Raw genomic sequence first — 16551 nt, forward strand, 5'->3', positions numbered from 1 at the left:
TTTGCCAATCATTGCAGGCCCACACCACTGAATGAAGCAAAGAAGTGCCCACCGAATAAGGGAAGACAGATGAGTACCCTAACCCTGAACAGACGCGCCATCATGCTGTCCGCCGTTGCAGGCGCATCCAGCATGTTCATCCCAAGCTTGGGCTTTTTTGGCGATGCAAATGCCCAAACCGCAGCTTCAGCAGGCAGCAATACCGGTCACTACCGCTTCCGCGTTGGCGAAATCACCGCAACGGTACTGAGCGATGGCATCATTGGCGGGCCACCGCGCATCTATGCGAGCAACGCTCCTGAGGCTGAACTGGAAGAAGTGCTGCGCCAAGCATTCCTTCCGACCGATCACATGACGCTCTACATGAATACACTGCTGATAGAAACCGGTGGAAAGCGGATTCTTATCGAAGCCGGCGCAGGCAAGACGATGGGGCCGGGCGGCGGTCGCATATTTGATAACCTTGCTGCAATCGGACTTGGTCCTGCTGACATTGATGCGGTCGTCATCTCGCACACCCATCCAGATCATGTCGGCAATCTTCGTACTGCGGATGGCGGCAAAGCGTTTCCTAATGCCAGGGTCTTTGTCCCGAAGGCGGACTGGGATTTCTTCGTCGCCAACGATCCGGACCTTTCCTATATGCCGGTCCCGCAGGATTTCCGCACGCGCTTCGCCGCAAACATCAAGAGCAGCCTTGAACCGGTCACACGCGATATCGAGCTTTACGAAGCAGGTGACGAGATCGTACCGGGCCTGACAACGATTGTCGCTGCTGGCCACACACCGGGCATGGCGACCTTCCTTGTTCATTCAGGCAAAGAACAGCTCCTGCTGACAGCAGACCTTGCTTATCACCCGGTCATCAATGTCGATAGACCTTGGATTCCCGGCCCAGACCGTGACAAGGAGACAGCACTCAACTCCCGCCGTCGTATTTTTGACAGGGCCGCTGCAGACCGCATTCCGGTGCTTGGCTTCCACTTCCCGTTTCCCGGACTTGGTCACATGCTCAAGACAGATGAAGCCTACGCATGGGTCCCTGCCAACTGGGCGTTTTGAAACTCTGGTATAATAAAGTGCCGCCCGTCAGAGCAAATTGGGATGGCCCGATGACTTACCAGCGCGTCCCGAATTGGGCTGGTTGAAGCTTGCATCCACAAAGCGAATCACATCGATCTTGGATCATGTCAGTCTTTGACGAATATGCAGCCTATCTGATGCTCAGAAAAAACCAAATGCCCGGAGGGATATCCGTCCGGGCCTTTGGTTTAATGGTGCGCCCGACAGGATTCGAACCTGTGGCCCCCAGATTAGGAATCTGGTGCTCTATCCTGCTGAGCTACGGGCGCACTGCCAAAAGGCAGCATTCCATTAGCAGCAAATCCGATGGCGATCAATCCGCGAGGGCACGGATATTGCCACCTTGGTGGTCAAAACATTGCCCGAAAAACGAATCAGCCGAGGATGCGCTCACCCTCGGCTGATTAAAACCCTTATCGATGATCGCCTTAGTCGAACAGGCGCTCGATCGGGAAGGAATAGGTCAGCGACAGGATTTCTGTACCCGGGTTCTCGTCACCGATGCTGGCGTTCGAGATGTGCGAGATACCAAGGCTCAGACGTTCGTGGCTGTCAAAGCGGAAGCCGAGCTCAAGACCCGAACGGAATTCGATCCAGTGACCAAGATCTTCACCATTGCCCTGATGGTATGCGCCAACCGAGGTGTAGACGCTGGAAACAAAATGATCGCCCCACAGAACATCAACAGCCAGACCGCCATAACCGTGAACGGCACCTTCGGAAGTGACCATCACACCGCCGATCGGGCGGGTGACATCAAACATCGCGTGCTGCGCACGATAGTTCAGACGAAATTCGGCAGCTTCTTCGTCCTGCGTGATATCGACCATACCGGTCGAAAATTCAAGCAGTCCGGAATCGTTATCATTTCCAAGAATTTGCTGTGCTTGTGCGGTGTTCAAAAAACCAAACAGTACGCAAACTGCAAGCAGTTTCCCCAAAACCAACTTCATTAACCAAGTCCCCACTAGATCAATCGGTTCGATATACTACCCAACCGTGCTTCAAACTCAACAACACAATGCTGCTTGTCTGTTAATTTTACACAAACTTCTTGCCATCAAACCGGTTGGTCGCCAGGACCAGTTCCCGGATAATCCCGGGTTCGCTGGCCGCATGCCCGGCATCATCAACGATGACCAGTTCAGAGCCATCCCACGCCTTGTGAAGTGCCAAGGCCGAAACTGGCGGGCACACAACGTCATAGCGCCCCTGCACAATGACGAGCGGTGCATGGGAAATACGACCAATGTTCTTGATCAACTGGTCTTCTTCAAAGAAGCAGCGATGTACAAAATAATGATGTTCAAGCTTGGCCAGCGCCAGCGCGATCTGGTCACTCTCAAAGACCTCGACCAGACCATCATCAGGCAGAAGCGTACAGCATGTCGCCTCATAGGCTGACCAGACTCGTGCGGCATCAATGGCCGCCTCTTCACCATCCTTGCCAGAGAAGATATCGGCATAACGGTCAAGCAAGGGCTGATAACCGGGATTATCTTTGAAACCAGCAGCATCAAGGAAGCGGCGCTCTGCCTCGGGAAAGAACCGCCCCATGCCTTCCATGAACCATTTGATTTCGGATGTCGTGCCAAGAAAGATACCGCGCAGGACAAAGCCTGTAACGCGTTCCGGGCAAGCCTGACCGTAGGCCAACGCCAAAGTCGACCCCCACGAGCCCCCAAACACCAGCCAACGATCAATGCCGCGCTCCTTGCGCAGGGCTTCGATATCGCCAATCAGATGTTCGGTCGTGTTATTTTCAAGGCTGCCGAACGGGCGTGATTTTCCGGCCCCGCGCTGATCAAATAAAATCACACGGTACTTTTCCGGATCAAAGAAGCGGCGGCTGTTGAGCGAGATGCCCCCACCCGGACCGCCATGCAGGAAGATGACCGGCAGCCCATCGGGGTTACCAACTTCTTCCCAGTAAATCTCGTGACCGTCTTCACGAGGTAACCAACCCGACTGATGGGGCGAAATTTCGGGATAGAGCACGCGAAGGACCTTTTCTTTATTAAATGGGACGCTGTCTTTTCGCCGGTGGTGGCGCGTACAAGAAGTCGCATAAACAACGGTATAAGAACAAGCTCTATTGCGCCCGCGACTAACGGGCGAGGCAGAGCCAGAACGGGTTTTCAAGTGTGATGTAAGGCCCACCGCGATTTTCAATCACGCCACGTACCCGAACTTCCTGCCCGACCCAATCCTGCAGGATGTCTTGAAAGTCTTCGCCGTTGGCGAATGCATCGCGCAAGGTAGCGTCCAATGCGATGGTGAAATCTTCGCGCCAATTCGATCCGAAGTTAAGGTAACTGCGCCATTCCTGATGTTCGATGCTTCTGATCGTGCCATCAATCAATGCAAATCTGCCAATCGCATCGTGGGCGGTCGGGATATTCTCTGCCCCCGCATCATGGGCCCGCACATAATAGGCTGTCTCTGGGCTAGGGTCGGACCATATGCCAGACTGATTTTTGATCGCAGCATCCTCGATCCCGATCAGCTTCGGCACATCCTGCCCGCTTTCAGGAACAAGCATCGCGAGACCGGCAGCCAAAAGTTCTGCATGCCAATCGCCGACACCTTCACCTTGAATGCGAACCGGTATTCGTCCGAGAAAATCTGGCTGTTCGGCCAGCGGCGTGACCGAAACCTTGTTTGCACTCGCCTGTTCCAGCCATGCCCGTGCCGCGTCATCATATCCCGGTACAAACGCAATATCTGCCAGCCGAAATGATTTTCCCGACAGCTCGGCGACGGTGAATGCATCAACCGCTTCAATATTGAGCTGCACATCACGCCAAACCGGCCGCGGATCCGTTGAGAGCAGCGTTTGACCATCACCCGCGATGATGTCAGCACCGCAGCGCCAATCGGCGGCCATCACGGGTAGATTGGCCCCACAAACGGCGACAACAAGCAGCATTAATGTGCCTTTACGCCACACCAATGTCGATCCAGCCCAAAAATTTCCCCATTTTTGATGCTTGATTCGGGATTGCGAAAAGATTGAATGATCAAGGAACACGCGCTACCAATTCCCGGTTGGTTTCGCAAATATATTGCGCCACAGCTTACACGGCCAAAGGACACGAGGAAAGATATCAATGGGCTGGCTGAACTTTCGTTCACATAAACATATTGCAGGTGTACTTGCAGCGATTGCGCTGAGTACTGCCGTTGCCGGATGTTCAACCAACCGGGCGACCGGCGAAGACAGCTTTACGGCCTTCATGTCGCCCGAGCAGGAAAAACAGATCGGCTCGCAGGAACATCCGAAAATGGTCAAGGAATTCGGTGGTCAATACACCGAAAAGGACCTGCAGACGTACGTGACAGAAGTCGGTGAAAAGCTGGTTGCGGTTTCGGAAACCCCGAACGAGAAATTCACCTTCACGGTCCTCGATTCCCCGGTTGTCAACGCCTTTGCCCTGCCCGGCGGATATGTATATATCACGCGTGGCCTGGCGGCCCTTGCGACCAATGAAGCAGAACTGGCAGGCGTCCTTGCCCATGAGATCGGCCACGTCGTTGCCCGTCATTCCGCACAACGTTATAGCCGCGGTGTGCTGACGCAAATTCTGGCTGGTGGTCTGGCTGTTGCTGTCGGAAACGGTGCTGGCGAGTTGATTGGCACCGGGGCAAACGCATATCTCAAGTCCTTCTCGCGCGAACATGAATTCGAAGCCGACATGCTTGGCATTCGCTATATCACGCGTGCGGGTTATGACCCGGATGCCATGGCGACTTTCCTTGAAAAGCTTCGTGCCCATTCACGACTTCAGGCCAAACTTGCCGGTCGATCCCCTGACGATGTCGATCAGTATGATTTCATGGCAACCCACCCGCGCACGCTTGATCGCATTGAACAGGCCCATCAAAGTGCCAATGTCACCGCGGTTGCCAATCCGGAAAGTGGTGCTGTGCGCTATATGACGGCAATTGACGGTATTCTGTATGGCGACGGCCCGGATCAGGGTTATGTCCGGGGGCAAGAATTTGTCCATGTGCCATTGAATTTCCGGTTTGAAGTCCCCGATGGCTTCACAATGACCAACCAGCCAAATGCCGTTATCGCCCGCGATGGCAAAGGTGCCCAGATCATCTTCGAGGGCGCGTCTGGCGCAAAGGACATGCGCCTTGATAGCTATCTTGAAAACGGGTTCTCGAAGCAGATCGCCATTCGAAATATTGAAATGCTCGACATCGAAGGCCAGGAAGCCGCCACCGGTAGCGCTGATATCTCATTGCGTTCGGGGCCTGCGCGCCTACGCGTGGTTGTGATCCGTCATGGCAGCTCGGCCTATCAATTCCTATTTGTCACACCACTTGATCAGGCTGATAACTATAACCTGCCGCTGCGCCGCACGACCTATAGCTTCCGCCCGCTCACCGAGCGGGAAAAGAAGATCTATACCCCGCTTCGCATCAAGGTACGTGCGGTAAACCCGGAGTATGACCTGCAGACCTTTATCGACGACATGGAAGTCGACAAGGCACCGGCTGATGTCTTTGCCACGATCAATGGCCTTGGCGATGGGCAGGCCCCGGCTGTCGGGTCGCTGGTCAAGGTGGTTCGGCACTAAAACGCCAAACTATCCAAACCCAAACACGACAAAAGGCAGCATATTGATGCTGCCTTTTTCTTTTCCGATTGCTCACTTTCCCGAGGGGATAACGGAAAGTCTAGCTGCTTGTAATCTGTTCGATGACGGCCCCCTGACCATCAAGGGCGACCGCGATCAAATGACCACCGCGGCCTGCACCACCGTCCAGCGACAGGGTAAATTCACGTTCCTGCAAGCCCATCTGACCTTGGGATGCACCGCGTACAATACGGGCACAGTCGTAATACCGTTCAGTGATGGCTTCAAACATTGATCCACCCCACCAGAAGGTATCCGTCTGGCCTGTCAGTGGCCGCGAACCATCCAGACCCGTATGAACAAAGATCAGGCGCCCATCTGTCGAATAGGCCGCGTGCTTGAGATCAGACATCAATGCGTTATGGCCACTATGGCGGCGCACGGCATCCGCAAAGCCCGAGGTCCACTGCGAGATCGCATGTGCGCCCTGATGCATAGTCCTTTGGACATTGACCGGGTCAAAGCCATAGGCGCGTACCGGTCCTGCGATGCCACGGGTCAGCATCCAGTCAAAAACCTCGCCCGGGTTTGGGGCAAACTGGATCTGCTGCAACTTGGACAGCATTTCTTCGGCTGCACCGCGCAGGAAGGCGATATCACTGATATCAACACCATCCTTGGCAATGAAGAAACGGCGAAACAGCAACAGCTCGTTGATGGTTGCGACGACATTTTCGGCCGTTCCATCACCCCAGTAATTGCCAAGATAGACAAGCCTGTCGCCCGGTTTCATATGTTGCGCAAGTTTCTGGTGAACGGCGCATAATGCGCCATGATCACCATTGATTGCGCCGACGACCCAGATTCGCTCAGCCGGCTTGATCGGCGCCAGAACTGTACTCATCGCTGTAACCTGCCCAAAACAAAAATAAAACCGGCCCAAGCGTATATCGCGGGCCGGTTTTTATAAATAGTTGTCTGAAGGGACCTTCGCAATCAGGCAGCCTTCTGCAAAAGCTTTTCGAGTTTGCCAGATGCCTTATCCTTGTCGATTTTTTCAATCGCGGCAAGTTCATCAACGAGGCGCTCGAAAGCTGCTTCGTAGATCTGACGTTCGGAGAAGGACTGTTCCGGCTGAGTCGCGCTGCGATGAAGGTCGCGCACGACTTCGGCGATCGAAACCGGGTCACCCGAATTGATCTTTGCTTCATATTCCTGGGCACGGCGGGACCACATGGTGCGTTTCACACGCGCGCGGCCCTTAAGGGTAATCAGCGCGGAATCCATCTGTTTTTTCGAGGACAGCTTGCGCAGACCGGAGTTGCCAACTTTGTTCACCGGCACGCGCAGGGTCATGCGGCTAGATTCAAAGGTAATTACATAAAGGCGCAATTCCTGCCCCGCAATTTCCTGGGTTTCCAGGCCATCAACACAGCCAACACCATGTGCGGGGTAAACAACGTAATCGCCAACAGCAAACGGCAACTTATCCGACATCAAGCATCCTTCCGGCCCAATCAGGCCTGGTCATTCAACTGCAACACTACAGAACCAGCGACGCAAAGAGCTGCACGCGACCAAGCTTTTTGGCAAAGTCGCGGTTCAGACAGGAAATTCAAATACGGAAATCCGACATTTCGGAACGAGCCTGTCGAGCCCTTAGCGCGAATTGTGAACCATAACACAACAAGCCATCAGTTTACAGGAATTTTCCCGGCAACCCGTTCAATGCAGCCATGCGCAAAACCCACTGGCGCAAACCAGTGGGTCAAAAATCGCATGTAATATCGGGGGTTAGCCCAAAAATCAGTCACCCGTTCCGGGGGCTTCGGAGAGCAATTCGGTCTTGCCGGATTTGCCGTTCCATTCATCCGCATCGGCAGGCGCATCGCCCTTGCGGGTAATATTTGGCCAAACCTCTGCAAATTTACGGTTGATTTCCAACCAGTTATCCAGATTCGGTTCGGTATCGGGAATAATCGCTTCAGCGGGGCATTCCGGTTCGCAAACACCACAATCGATGCATTCATCAGGGTGAATCACCAAAAAGTTTTCACCTTCATAGAAGCAATCGACGGGACAAACCTCGACGCAGTCCTGATACTTACACTTGATGCAGTTTTCCGTCACCACATAGGTCATGGTGTAACTCCGTACAGGTTGCGGGGCCAGATTGCGGCTGCACCCGCTTTTGGCCGTTTTCTCTCTCGGGAATTGGGTTATCACGCACCGCAGTTGTGTGCAACTCCAATAAAACCCTAATTTTTTGCGTAGTATTCTGTTTGCATCGCACCGCAACGGTGCACAAAGCCCATTACAGATTGCCGCGGCCCCGCTGCAGTGCAGTGCAGCGCAGACCATACAGATTTCCGGTCACTTTTCCAGATCTAAGGGGCCCAACTCATTCACATAATCGTCCCGTTCCTCCGGATTTGCGCGGATATGCGGAGTGAAATCACAGGAAGATTTATATCTTTCAAGATTTTACGACAAAATAGCCCGTGCAAATCCGGGGGATCCAAAGGACAACTGATATGAGAGAAAGCCTCTGCGTCAAAACCCTTGACCGGGGCAACGGCCCCGCTCTGCGGGCCTTTCCTTGCTCTTTCTCTCATATCAGTTGCCGGGGCGGTCATGTGAATGAGTTTGGCCCCTAAATCCCGCGGAGAATTGCTTTTACCCCCGCAAAGCCATAGTCTGCTTCGCAAGGGGTATAACAGAAGAAACTGTGGGGATCGGATTGCCGGAAAAAGGCCTTGATCAACAACGGCTTAGATGGCGCGATCGCTTGTCTGTCAAACAGGCAAGGATTGCGGTCGGCCTTACTTTGCTGATCGGCCTGTTATTCAGTGGCATTCAGATTGTCTGGGATCTTCGTGAAGAACAGAACCTGATTGACCGCACCGTAAACCAGGTTCTTGCGACCCTGCGCGAGTCTGCGACCCAGGCTGCATATGGACTGGATGAAACACTCGCAGCCCGCGTCATTTCCGGCCTGTTCGAATATGAGCCAGTCTACGAGGCCGAGCTTCGCGATAACTTCAAAAATGTTCTGGCACGCAAGACCGAGCAGCCAATCAATTCCAATCGCACATTCCTGACCCAGATTATGTTTGGGGAAAATCAGGAATACGAAATCCCGCTGAATACAGACGGACCAAACGGTCTGGTCGGCCATCTCAGTGTCAAGATCGATACCGACATGATCGCAGAGGGGTTCATCAACCGTGCATCGCGCATTCTGTTGTCGGGTATCGTACGCAACCTTCTGCTTGGCCTGGTTCTGGTTGCTTTTTTCTATATCACACTGACCAAACCGCTTCTGGGCATTGCCGCACAATTACGCCAAATCGATCCAGAAAAGCCCGACTCTGCTGCCATCAACATACCCCCCCATCATGCCCGCAATGAACTTGGCATGATCCTGCAGACAACACGTGGGCTGGTCGAACGGGTTTCATCAACACTCGACAGATTGCTTGAAAGCCAGCAAAAGGTCCGCGACCGTGAAAGCCGCCTGAGCGCCATCGTTCAAAATGTCGCGGACGGCATTCTGACCATCACGCCGACGGGCCGCATTGTCGAATGCAATGCCGCAACCAAAGAGATCCTCGGCCTGATGCGTGATGAGACGCCAAAGGGCCGAACATTACATGAATTCCTGCTGCCGCGTGCCGTGCCGCTTCTCGAACACAGTTTGGAAGAACTCGCCGCACACGCCCCCGGTGCCGAAGCCGTCGAGAAACGCTTTACCCTGCCGATCGTGCGCGCCGATCAGAAGGAAATCGATGTCTCCATTGCATTGCGCCTGATCCCCGATAGCGCAACACCATTGATGACGGCTGTTCTGAACGACATCACCGTGCGAAAGCGTTACGAAGAACAACTGGTCTATATGGCCAATCATGACACACTGACCAACCTGCCCAACCGCAGCATGCTTGAACGCAGCCTGTCAGAAGCCTTAAACACCCATAAAAACAATGCGTCCGAGCGCAGTGGCGCCACCGCAATCCTATTCATTGACCTTGATCGTTTCAAGGTGATCAATGACAGCCTTGGTCATGACGTCGGTGACCTGATGCTCAAGGCCGTCGCACTCCGGTTGCAACGTGTGATCGGGCGACAGGAAATTGTCGGCCGATTGGGCGGCGACGAATTCCTGATCATTATTCCTGACCTTAAGGAAACGCAGGATGCCGTCATCCTGTCGCAGGCTGTACTTGATGCCTTGGCACCGGCCTTTGACATCAACGGACGCGTTCTGTTTGTCACACCGTCTATCGGGATTGCCCTTTATCCATCTGATGGCGAAGATTTCCCGGCCCTGATGCGCAATGCCGACACCGCAATGTACAGTGCGAAATCCAGTGGCGGAGGAACCTATCACTTCTTTACCAAGACCATGAACGAAAGTGCCATGGCGCGCCTTGTGATCGAAAATGATCTGCGAGAAGCTTTGGTAAAGGACGAGTTTGAACTGCATTACCAGCCGAAGGTCGATCTGCGGACAAACCAGGTCTGCGGCCTTGAAGCGCTGATTCGCTGGAAACAGCCGGGCCGAGGCTATATTTCGCCAATGCAGTTTATTCCGGTTGCCGAGGAAACCGGCCTGATCAGCAGGATTGGCGAATGGGTTTTCCGTGAAGTCTGTCGCCAGATTTCCGAGTGGGATGCTCAATCACTTCCGCCGATGCCGATTGCGGTCAATCTGTCACCAAGACAATTGATCGAGGGCCACATCACCGAGACGATTTCACGCATCCTTGCCGAGACGGCAACACCAGCCGCCCGTATTGTACTTGAAGTCACGGAAACGGCGATGATGCAGGAAATCAAGAAGGCGGCCACCATCCTTGATGAGCTGCGCCATCTTGGTTTAAAGATCGCGGTTGATGATTTTGGTACCGGGTATTCGTCACTCGCCTATCTCAAACGGTTGCCGATCAATTCCATCAAGATCGACCGTTCGTTCGTACGGGATGTCACCATCGACACAGACGACGCCGCGATCACGCGCACCATTATTGCGATGGGGCATAACCTTGGCCTCAAGGTTGTCGCCGAAGGGGTAGAGACCCAGGAACAAATGAATTTCTTGCGGGAATGCAATTGTGATGAAGTCCAGGGCTTCCTGATCGCAACCCCGCTGCCGCCCGAAGAAATTGTCCAATACATTCGACGACCATCGATCGACATGTCGAGTGAAATCTAGCCCGCCAGACATACCCAATTGATCGATGCTTCGCCACCACTGCCCCGCAAAATCGAGATGAAAATGCCAAACACCAAATCCGTATTGCTCGTTGATGACAGCAAGTTTGCCCGCCTTCTGGTCAAGGCATTCATTTCCAGCAATTTTGCCAATTGGGAAATCGACGAGGCCGAGGATGGCGCCAAGGCGCTTGAGATGGTTGATGCCAAAACCTATGACTACATGCTGGTTGACTTCAACATGCCGGGCATGGATGGGCTTGAACTGGGCGAAAAGCTGCGCAGCCGGTTCCCCGGGGCTGTAATTGCGCTGCTGACTGCCAATATTCAACAGGAGATCCAGAACAAGGCCGAGAACCTTGGCCTTGATTTCATCGCAAAGCCCCCGACTGAGAACAAAATTCGCGACTACATCATGTCGCGGGAAGCAACCCGATGATCGAACTGACCGAACTTGAACATGATACCATCAGTGAACTGATCAATATTGGTGTCGGGCGTGCCGCGTCGTCCCTTTCTGAAATGGTTGATCAGCCCGTTGAACTGACCGTGCCCGCCATCTCGTTTGTCGAACGGTTTTCCGACAGCGAATTGGCCAACGCCCCGACCGAAGTTGTTTCTGCCGTCAGTCAAAGTTTTCATGGACCGTTTACCGGTGAAGCCATGCTTGTCTTCCCGGAAGTTCGCAGCCTGGAACTTGTGCGTAGCTTGCTTAAAGTTGACGTACCACTTGATACGCTGACCGATCTTGAACAGGAAGCCCTGATGGAGGTCGGCAACATTATCCTCAATGCTTGCCTTGGCAGTATTTCGAACGTTCTGGGTGAACCAATCAATTGCTCCATGCCGACGTTTCGCAAACGCGAAACGCGTGCATTGCTTGACGATGACACTGCAGGGGGCAGCGCTGCAACGAATCCCGTTTTGATGATTCTGCATGTACAGTTCATGCTGCGTCAGAACGATATCAATGGCTATGTGCTGTTTGTGATGGACTTGGAGTCCATCCAGATGTTGCGTGAACTGGTGCGGCGTTTTCTGGCCAACTCCCTTGGATAACCGGTGAGAGGTGAATGACAAAGTCGCAATCCGCTAAGGGGGACCAACCCCCGTCATTTGATCTGAACCGTGACAGCGATGCTGCTGATCTTTTCGCAGCACTGCTTGATACGGCAGATACAGGGCTGATTGCGCTTGCCACGGACGGGACGATTTGCCATTGGAACCAATGGATGCAAAGCCGGTCGGGCAAGGATGCCGATCAGGTGATGGGCAAGGCGTTGCACGATGTGTTCCCCGACACGAAACTGGGCCGTGTCAGCCTTGCGATTGAAGATTGCCTGAAATTCGGCATGCCGGCTGTCATTTCGCCCTCACTCAATCAGGGTGCCTTGCCGCTTCGTCCCCTACCGCAATTTGCCGCCAGTTTTGATCGTATGGAGCAATCCATTCGTGTTCATCCGATCCAGACCAAGCGGAATGGCACGCTTTGTTCATTGATCATTCGCGACGTTACACTGGCTGTTCAGCGCGACCGTCTTTTGCGCCAGCAGGCCGCCGAGCTCGCCGACCTTGTGACACAAACCAAACGCAGCGAAGACCGCACACGTGCGATTTTGCAAAACACCATCGATGCCATTCTTGTCGCTTCTGACGATGGCAGCATCGAACCGCTTAATTCCCGCGCGCAGGAGCTTTGCGGCCCAACGGGTGATCCGGAACTGCGCAACATCATCCGGTTTTTGCTGCCTGATAGCGAACATACCCCGCTGAACCCGCCGCCGCCAAACCGGCTTTTGACCGATCTTGGCACCGGCGTGATCGAAGTGCTGGCATCCACGCTCAGTGGTCGCAATGTGCCGCTTGAAGTCGCGATCAGCCATTTTTCCGCCGATCAGCGTTATCACTACATCATTACGCTGCGTGATATTTCCCAGCGCAAACGTCACGAAAAAGAAATCCAGCGCACGATGCAGGAACTTGAACGCTCGAACGCGGAACTCGAACAGTTCGCCTATGCCGCTTCGCATGACTTGCAGGAACCGTTGCGCATGGTTTCAAGCTACACGCAGTTGCTTGCCCGGCGGTATGAGGGACAACTCGACGAAACAGCCGATGAATTCATTCATTACGCGGTTGATGGCACGCAACGCATGCAGCGGATGATTGATGACCTCCTAACCCTGTCGCGGGTTGGGCGCCACGGCAAACCGTTCAATCCCGTCCCGCTCGACAATCTGTTTGATGCCATTGTCACCAATTTCAGGCGTGCCGGTTCCACCCCCGAAGGCAACATCATCCGCGAAGGCCACCTGCCGACCGTCATGGGGGACGCAAGCCAGTTGCTTTTGTTGTTCCAGAACCTGGTGTCAAATGGACTTAAATACAGTGATCCGAAAAACGGTCAGGTCCGGATTTTCGCATCGGAAACACCAGACAGCTATCGGATCTTTGTCGCCGATAACGGGATCGGCATCGACCCGCAATATCACGAAACCATCTTTGAAATCTTCAAGCGCCTGCATGGCTATGGGGATTATGCCGGGACGGGAATTGGCCTTGCGATCTGTAAAAAGATCGTCGACCGACATGGTGGCGGTATCGATGTCACAAGCAAGCCCGGCCAGGGCAGCACCTTTTGTGTCGAGCTGCCAAAAGAATTGTCGATTGTCGCCGCATCCGAAAGCATGTAGCTTTCAGTTTACGTAAGCGTAAAGATGATTGAGCCCCCATGAGCGACAGCTACACCATCACCGATCTTGCCCGCGAATTCGAAGTCACCACCCGAACCATCCGCTTTTACGAGGATCAGGAACTGATTTCGCCCGAACGGCAAGGTCAGACCCGGATCTATAGCCAGCGTGACCGTGTGCGCCTGCGCCTGATCATGCGTGGCAAGCGGCTTGGATTTTCACTAAAGGAAATTCGCGATTTGCTGGATCTTTATGACGGCGATCGCAGCGAGATCACCCAGCTGACCACACTGGTCGACAAGGTCAATGAACGCCGCGCGACACTGCGCAAGCAGCGCGAAGACATTGACGCAACGCTTGATGAACTCGACAAGCTTGAAGAAACTTGTCAGGAAGAACTGTCGCGCAAGAAGGCGGGCTAAGAGCCCTGCCCTTTGCCAGCGTTATTGACTGCTACCTGTTGGGTTCTGCACCTTGACCAACTGGGCTTCCGAAGGGCGGGACAGGATAAAACAGCTAACAGGAATGGCGACCAGAAGCTGAATAAACGCCACCCAGCGGTTCTCGATCAGCACCAACGACGCCGTAATCACCACCAGAAACGCCACCATGGCAAGGGTTTTGGCACGGCGATTGATCACGCCATACTCGTTCCATTGACGGATCGAGGTTCCGAAACGCGGATGATTGCATATCCAGTCATGCAGGCGCGGCGATCCCTTGGCAAACAGCCAAGCGGCCAACAGCATGAAGGGTGTCGTTGGCAAAAGCGGCAGGAAAATACCGATCACACCAAGACCAACAGAAAGCCACCCAAGGGCCAGATAGATATGCGAGACGCGCAGCATTGATTTCCTGTTTACAGTCAGCCCGACCCCTGACAGGTTAAAGCAGAGCTTAATGTAGGCATAGAAATCAGCAAATTCAATCAATCGCCGACCATTACACTCAGTTAATTGATCACCTTGAAACAGTTCGACAATCTGCACGGTTTCCCATGCTTGAAATTGAAAATGGCCTCTATCTGGATGAACGCCATCTGAGTTTTCAGTTTGTCCGTGCCTCCGGCCCAGGCGGGCAGAACGTCAATAAGGTTTCAAGTGCTGTTCAGATGCGTGTGCGCATTGATGACCTGACCGAATTGCCAATGCATGTGCGCAATCGCCTGCGGGAACTTGCCGGCAGCAAATTGACCAATGACGGCGAAATCATTTTTGACGCGCAGCGCCACCGTACCCAGGAACGCAACAAGCAGGATGCGATCGACCGTTTTCTGGCACTTTTACGCAAGGCCGCCGAACGCAAAAAATACCGGGTCAAAACCCGCCCCAGTCTTTCTGCCAAACGCAAACGCGTCGATTCCAAAAAGAAGCGCGGCGACACCAAGAAGATGCGACAAAAACCCGGATATTGAATATACATTTATGTATATCAAATTAAAGGATGCGCGTTATCCAACCGGGCAGCGTTGTATCCAGTCTTCCATCAATGCCGCAAGCTCGACAGTATCAAGATCATTTGCCGCAAGGCTTTGCCATGTCGAGAACTGGACCGCGTGAAGAACAACAGACCGGCACAGCATGCTCTGCCGTCTTTGTTCCGGCAAATGCATCAGGATGTCTGACTGCATTTCGCGCAGTCGGGTATCATATGCCATCAGAACATTATCGAGTTCCGGCAGCCTGATGCGATCCGCAAGAACAGATGACCAGAACCGGGCTGTGTCGGTGTAGTAACTGTAAAGCATGCTCAGGATGGCAATCGGCCAGTTTTCAGGCGAAACATCGTCGCGCCAGTCAACCGGGTCCGGCATGGGATTTTGTTCGAACCAAACGGCAAGTGACTTTGTCAGAAGATCGGTTTCCTGCGGGAAATGCCGATAGACCGTCAAACGTTGCACGGATGCCGTTTCTGCCACCGCACTGATTGTTGTGGCGGACGGCCCAGCTGATTCATAAAGCGCCAATGCCGCGCTTATGATCCGCGTGTGCGTTTCCCGTTCCTTGCTTGCACGCTTGGTCTTGGTATAGGCTCTTGCCACTGTTTCCCCTTGCATTTGCCGTTTCCTGCCGACACCGCCACAGAATACCCGTGCACGCAATTCTATCACAGCCAATTTAAGTAAACACTATTGATTGTTTAAATTACAGTAACACACCGATCATCCTGCCCCACAAAAAGGCCCCATCATGATCATCGACTGGAAGCGGATATTAATCGCCGAATTGCCCGCCAATTGCGGGTGGAAGGGAACCTATCGCGTTCGTTATTTCGAGATCGGCCACAATGGCAAGGTCATGATGTCTGCTTTGGCCGACTATATGCAGGATGCTGCCGGCTGGGGCGCGCGTATCCTGAAACTGGCCTATGATGATACGGTCGATCAGGGCATTGCATGGGTTCTGGCGCGCATGGTCATTCATATGCGCGACTATCCGGGAAATGGCGAGGATATCCTGATTGAAACATGGCCGTCGGGGGTATCACGCCGGGTCGCCACCCGTGACTTTCGCCTGACCAATAGCAAGGGCGACATCATCGGTGTCGCGCAAAGTTTCTGGGTGATGTTTGACCTTGGCACCCGTCGTGCGGCCCAGTGGCCCGATTGGGTGGCCGAACGCCTGCCCGATCCGCCCGGCCCCAAATTGATCGAGCCCCCTTTGCGACCGGCCTTTACCACCGATCCTTTGCCGACCATTGATAATATCAAGGCACGGCCGTCCGATCTTGATCTGTATGGACACGTCAACAATGTGCGCCTGATGCAATGGGTCATGGGGGTTGCGGGTCCGGACAGTCAACCGGATTTTCACCCGGAAAGTCTGGATATTCAGTTTCGCAGTGAATGCCGTGTGCAGGAACGTGTCGCCATTCGTCATGCGGATGGCTTTGCCGCCATCACCCGCGAAGAAGATGGCACCGATCTGGTGCGTGCCCATATCGTGCCGTTTAACCAGACCGCCGTGGCCTAG

The 16551-nt window shown here is 53.8% G+C and carries 17 protein-coding genes and 1 tRNA gene; 9 read left to right on the forward strand and 9 right to left on the reverse strand.

The features are described 5' to 3' along the window. The first annotated feature begins 69 nt into the window (after nucleotides 1–69). Complete coding sequence (locus FHI25_RS02730; protein WP_246878868.1) at nucleotides 70–1062, forward strand: MBL fold metallo-hydrolase; 993 nt, start codon at nucleotides 70–72, stop codon at nucleotides 1060–1062. Between the two features lie 213 nt (nucleotides 1063–1275). On the opposite strand, the gene FHI25_RS02735 is transcribed toward FHI25_RS02730, so the two are convergent. The 4 genes from FHI25_RS02735 to FHI25_RS02750 form a co-directional block, all read right to left on the reverse strand. Beyond that, nucleotides 1276–1352: transfer RNA gene (locus tag FHI25_RS02735), tRNA-Arg, on the reverse strand. Nucleotides 1353–1511: 159 nt separating this feature from the next. Next, nucleotides 1512–2036, reverse strand: a complete 525-nt coding sequence (locus tag FHI25_RS02740; RefSeq protein WP_064779796.1) for an acyloxyacyl hydrolase — start codon at nucleotides 2034–2036, stop codon at nucleotides 1512–1514. Between the two features lie 88 nt (nucleotides 2037–2124). Then, nucleotides 2125–3081, reverse strand: a complete 957-nt coding sequence (gene pip / locus FHI25_RS02745) for a prolyl aminopeptidase (RefSeq protein WP_210514899.1) — start codon at nucleotides 3079–3081, stop codon at nucleotides 2125–2127. 109 nt (nucleotides 3082–3190) lie between these two features. Then, entirely contained in the window at nucleotides 3191–4012 is an 822-nt protein-coding gene (locus FHI25_RS02750; RefSeq protein ID WP_210514902.1) for a hypothetical protein, read from the reverse strand. 181 nt (nucleotides 4013–4193) lie between these two features. On the opposite strand from FHI25_RS02750, the gene FHI25_RS02755 reads away from it, so the two are divergent. Beyond that, nucleotides 4194–5672, forward strand: coding sequence for a M48 family metalloprotease (locus FHI25_RS02755; RefSeq protein WP_210514905.1), 1479 nt, complete (start codon nucleotides 4194–4196; stop codon nucleotides 5670–5672). Between the two features lie 100 nt (nucleotides 5673–5772). Here the strand turns inward: FHI25_RS02755 and FHI25_RS02760 are convergent, their stop codons facing one another. From FHI25_RS02760 to fdxA, 3 genes are all read right to left on the reverse strand, one after another. Continuing rightward, entirely contained in the window at nucleotides 5773–6576 is an 804-nt protein-coding gene (locus FHI25_RS02760; protein WP_210514906.1) for a hypothetical protein, read from the reverse strand. Between the two features lie 92 nt (nucleotides 6577–6668). Next, a complete protein-coding gene (locus tag FHI25_RS02765) occupies nucleotides 6669–7169 on the reverse strand; it encodes a CarD family transcriptional regulator (RefSeq protein WP_008889261.1) in 501 nt (166 codons plus the stop codon). A 309-nt stretch (nucleotides 7170–7478) separates the two neighbouring features. Continuing rightward, nucleotides 7479–7814: a ferredoxin FdxA gene (fdxA, locus tag FHI25_RS02770; RefSeq protein ID WP_007090191.1), complete on the reverse strand. Its 336-nt coding sequence runs from the start codon at nucleotides 7812–7814 to the stop codon at nucleotides 7479–7481. A gap of 646 nt (nucleotides 7815–8460) precedes the next feature. Between fdxA and FHI25_RS02775 the strand changes: the two genes are divergently transcribed. The 5 genes from FHI25_RS02775 (at nucleotide 8461) to FHI25_RS02795 (ending at nucleotide 14001) form a co-directional block, all read left to right on the forward strand. Then, nucleotides 8461–10887 carry an EAL domain-containing protein gene (locus tag FHI25_RS02775; RefSeq protein ID WP_246878869.1) on the forward strand — a complete coding sequence of 809 codons (2427 nt, stop codon included), beginning with the start codon at nucleotides 8461–8463 and terminating at the stop codon, nucleotides 10885–10887. 63 nt (nucleotides 10888–10950) lie between these two features. Then, nucleotides 10951–11325: a response regulator gene (locus FHI25_RS02780; protein ID WP_246878870.1), complete on the forward strand. Its 375-nt coding sequence runs from the start codon at nucleotides 10951–10953 to the stop codon at nucleotides 11323–11325. Further along, nucleotides 11322–11945, forward strand: coding sequence for a chemotaxis protein CheC (locus FHI25_RS02785; protein WP_210514913.1), 624 nt, complete (start codon nucleotides 11322–11324; stop codon nucleotides 11943–11945). Before FHI25_RS02780 ends, FHI25_RS02785 begins: the two co-directional genes overlap by 4 nt. A 14-nt stretch (nucleotides 11946–11959) precedes the next feature. After that, a complete protein-coding gene (locus tag FHI25_RS02790) occupies nucleotides 11960–13579 on the forward strand; it encodes an ATP-binding protein (protein WP_210514916.1) in 1620 nt (539 codons plus the stop codon). 38 nt (nucleotides 13580–13617) lie between these two features. Beyond that, a complete protein-coding gene (locus FHI25_RS02795) occupies nucleotides 13618–14001 on the forward strand; it encodes a MerR family DNA-binding transcriptional regulator (RefSeq protein WP_064779803.1) in 384 nt (127 codons plus the stop codon). 21 nt (nucleotides 14002–14022) lie between these two features. Here FHI25_RS02795 and FHI25_RS02800 read toward each other — a convergent pair whose 3' ends face one another. Then, complete coding sequence (locus FHI25_RS02800) at nucleotides 14023–14427, reverse strand: YbaN family protein (RefSeq protein WP_210514919.1); 405 nt, start codon at nucleotides 14425–14427, stop codon at nucleotides 14023–14025. A 149-nt stretch (nucleotides 14428–14576) separates the two neighbouring features. On the opposite strand from FHI25_RS02800, the gene arfB reads away from it, so the two are divergent. Beyond that, nucleotides 14577–14993, forward strand: coding sequence for an alternative ribosome rescue aminoacyl-tRNA hydrolase ArfB (gene arfB, locus FHI25_RS02805; protein WP_210514922.1), 417 nt, complete (start codon nucleotides 14577–14579; stop codon nucleotides 14991–14993). A gap of 36 nt (nucleotides 14994–15029) precedes the next feature. Here arfB and FHI25_RS02810 read toward each other — a convergent pair whose 3' ends face one another. Then, nucleotides 15030–15635 carry a TetR/AcrR family transcriptional regulator gene (locus FHI25_RS02810; RefSeq protein ID WP_210514925.1) on the reverse strand — a complete coding sequence of 202 codons (606 nt, stop codon included), beginning with the start codon at nucleotides 15633–15635 and terminating at the stop codon, nucleotides 15030–15032. 133 nt (nucleotides 15636–15768) lie between these two features. On the opposite strand from FHI25_RS02810, the gene FHI25_RS02815 reads away from it, so the two are divergent. After that, complete coding sequence (locus FHI25_RS02815; protein WP_210514927.1) at nucleotides 15769–16551, forward strand: acyl-ACP thioesterase domain-containing protein; 783 nt, start codon at nucleotides 15769–15771, stop codon at nucleotides 16549–16551.

This window comes from Thalassospira sp. ER-Se-21-Dark, from assembly GCF_017922435.1.
Lineage (GTDB): Bacteria > Pseudomonadota > Alphaproteobacteria > Rhodospirillales > Thalassospiraceae > Thalassospira.

What these genes read in the sequence shown, in the direction of transcription:
- FHI25_RS02730 (WP_246878868.1), top strand. Translation starts at nt 70, where the DNA reads ATGAGTACCCTAACCCTGAACAGACGCGCCATCATGCTGTCCGCCGTT.
- FHI25_RS02740 (WP_064779796.1), bottom strand. Translation starts at nt 2,036, where the DNA reads ATGAAGTTGGTTTTGGGGAAACTGCTTGCAGTTTGCGTACTGTTTGGT.
- FHI25_RS02750 (WP_210514902.1), bottom strand. Translation starts at nt 4,012, where the DNA reads ATGCTGCTTGTTGTCGCCGTTTGTGGGGCCAATCTACCCGTGATGGCC.
- FHI25_RS02755 (WP_210514905.1), top strand. Translation starts at nt 4,194, where the DNA reads ATGGGCTGGCTGAACTTTCGTTCACATAAACATATTGCAGGTGTACTT.
- FHI25_RS02760 (WP_210514906.1), bottom strand. Translation starts at nt 6,576, where the DNA reads ATGAGTACAGTTCTGGCGCCGATCAAGCCGGCTGAGCGAATCTGGGTC.
- FHI25_RS02765 (WP_008889261.1), bottom strand. Translation starts at nt 7,169, where the DNA reads ATGTCGGATAAGTTGCCGTTTGCTGTTGGCGATTACGTTGTTTACCCC.
- fdxA (WP_007090191.1), bottom strand. Translation starts at nt 7,814, where the DNA reads ATGACCTATGTGGTGACGGAAAACTGCATCAAGTGTAAGTATCAGGAC.
- FHI25_RS02780 (WP_246878870.1), top strand. Translation starts at nt 10,951, where the DNA reads ATGCCAAACACCAAATCCGTATTGCTCGTTGATGACAGCAAGTTTGCC.
- FHI25_RS02785 (WP_210514913.1), top strand. Translation starts at nt 11,322, where the DNA reads ATGATCGAACTGACCGAACTTGAACATGATACCATCAGTGAACTGATC.
- FHI25_RS02790 (WP_210514916.1), top strand. Translation starts at nt 11,960, where the DNA reads ATGACAAAGTCGCAATCCGCTAAGGGGGACCAACCCCCGTCATTTGAT.
- FHI25_RS02795 (WP_064779803.1), top strand. Translation starts at nt 13,618, where the DNA reads ATGAGCGACAGCTACACCATCACCGATCTTGCCCGCGAATTCGAAGTC.
- FHI25_RS02800 (WP_210514919.1), bottom strand. Translation starts at nt 14,427, where the DNA reads ATGCTGCGCGTCTCGCATATCTATCTGGCCCTTGGGTGGCTTTCTGTT.
- arfB (WP_210514922.1), top strand. Translation starts at nt 14,577, where the DNA reads ATGCTTGAAATTGAAAATGGCCTCTATCTGGATGAACGCCATCTGAGT.
- FHI25_RS02810 (WP_210514925.1), bottom strand. Translation starts at nt 15,635, where the DNA reads ATGCAAGGGGAAACAGTGGCAAGAGCCTATACCAAGACCAAGCGTGCA.
- FHI25_RS02815 (WP_210514927.1), top strand. Translation starts at nt 15,769, where the DNA reads ATGATCATCGACTGGAAGCGGATATTAATCGCCGAATTGCCCGCCAAT.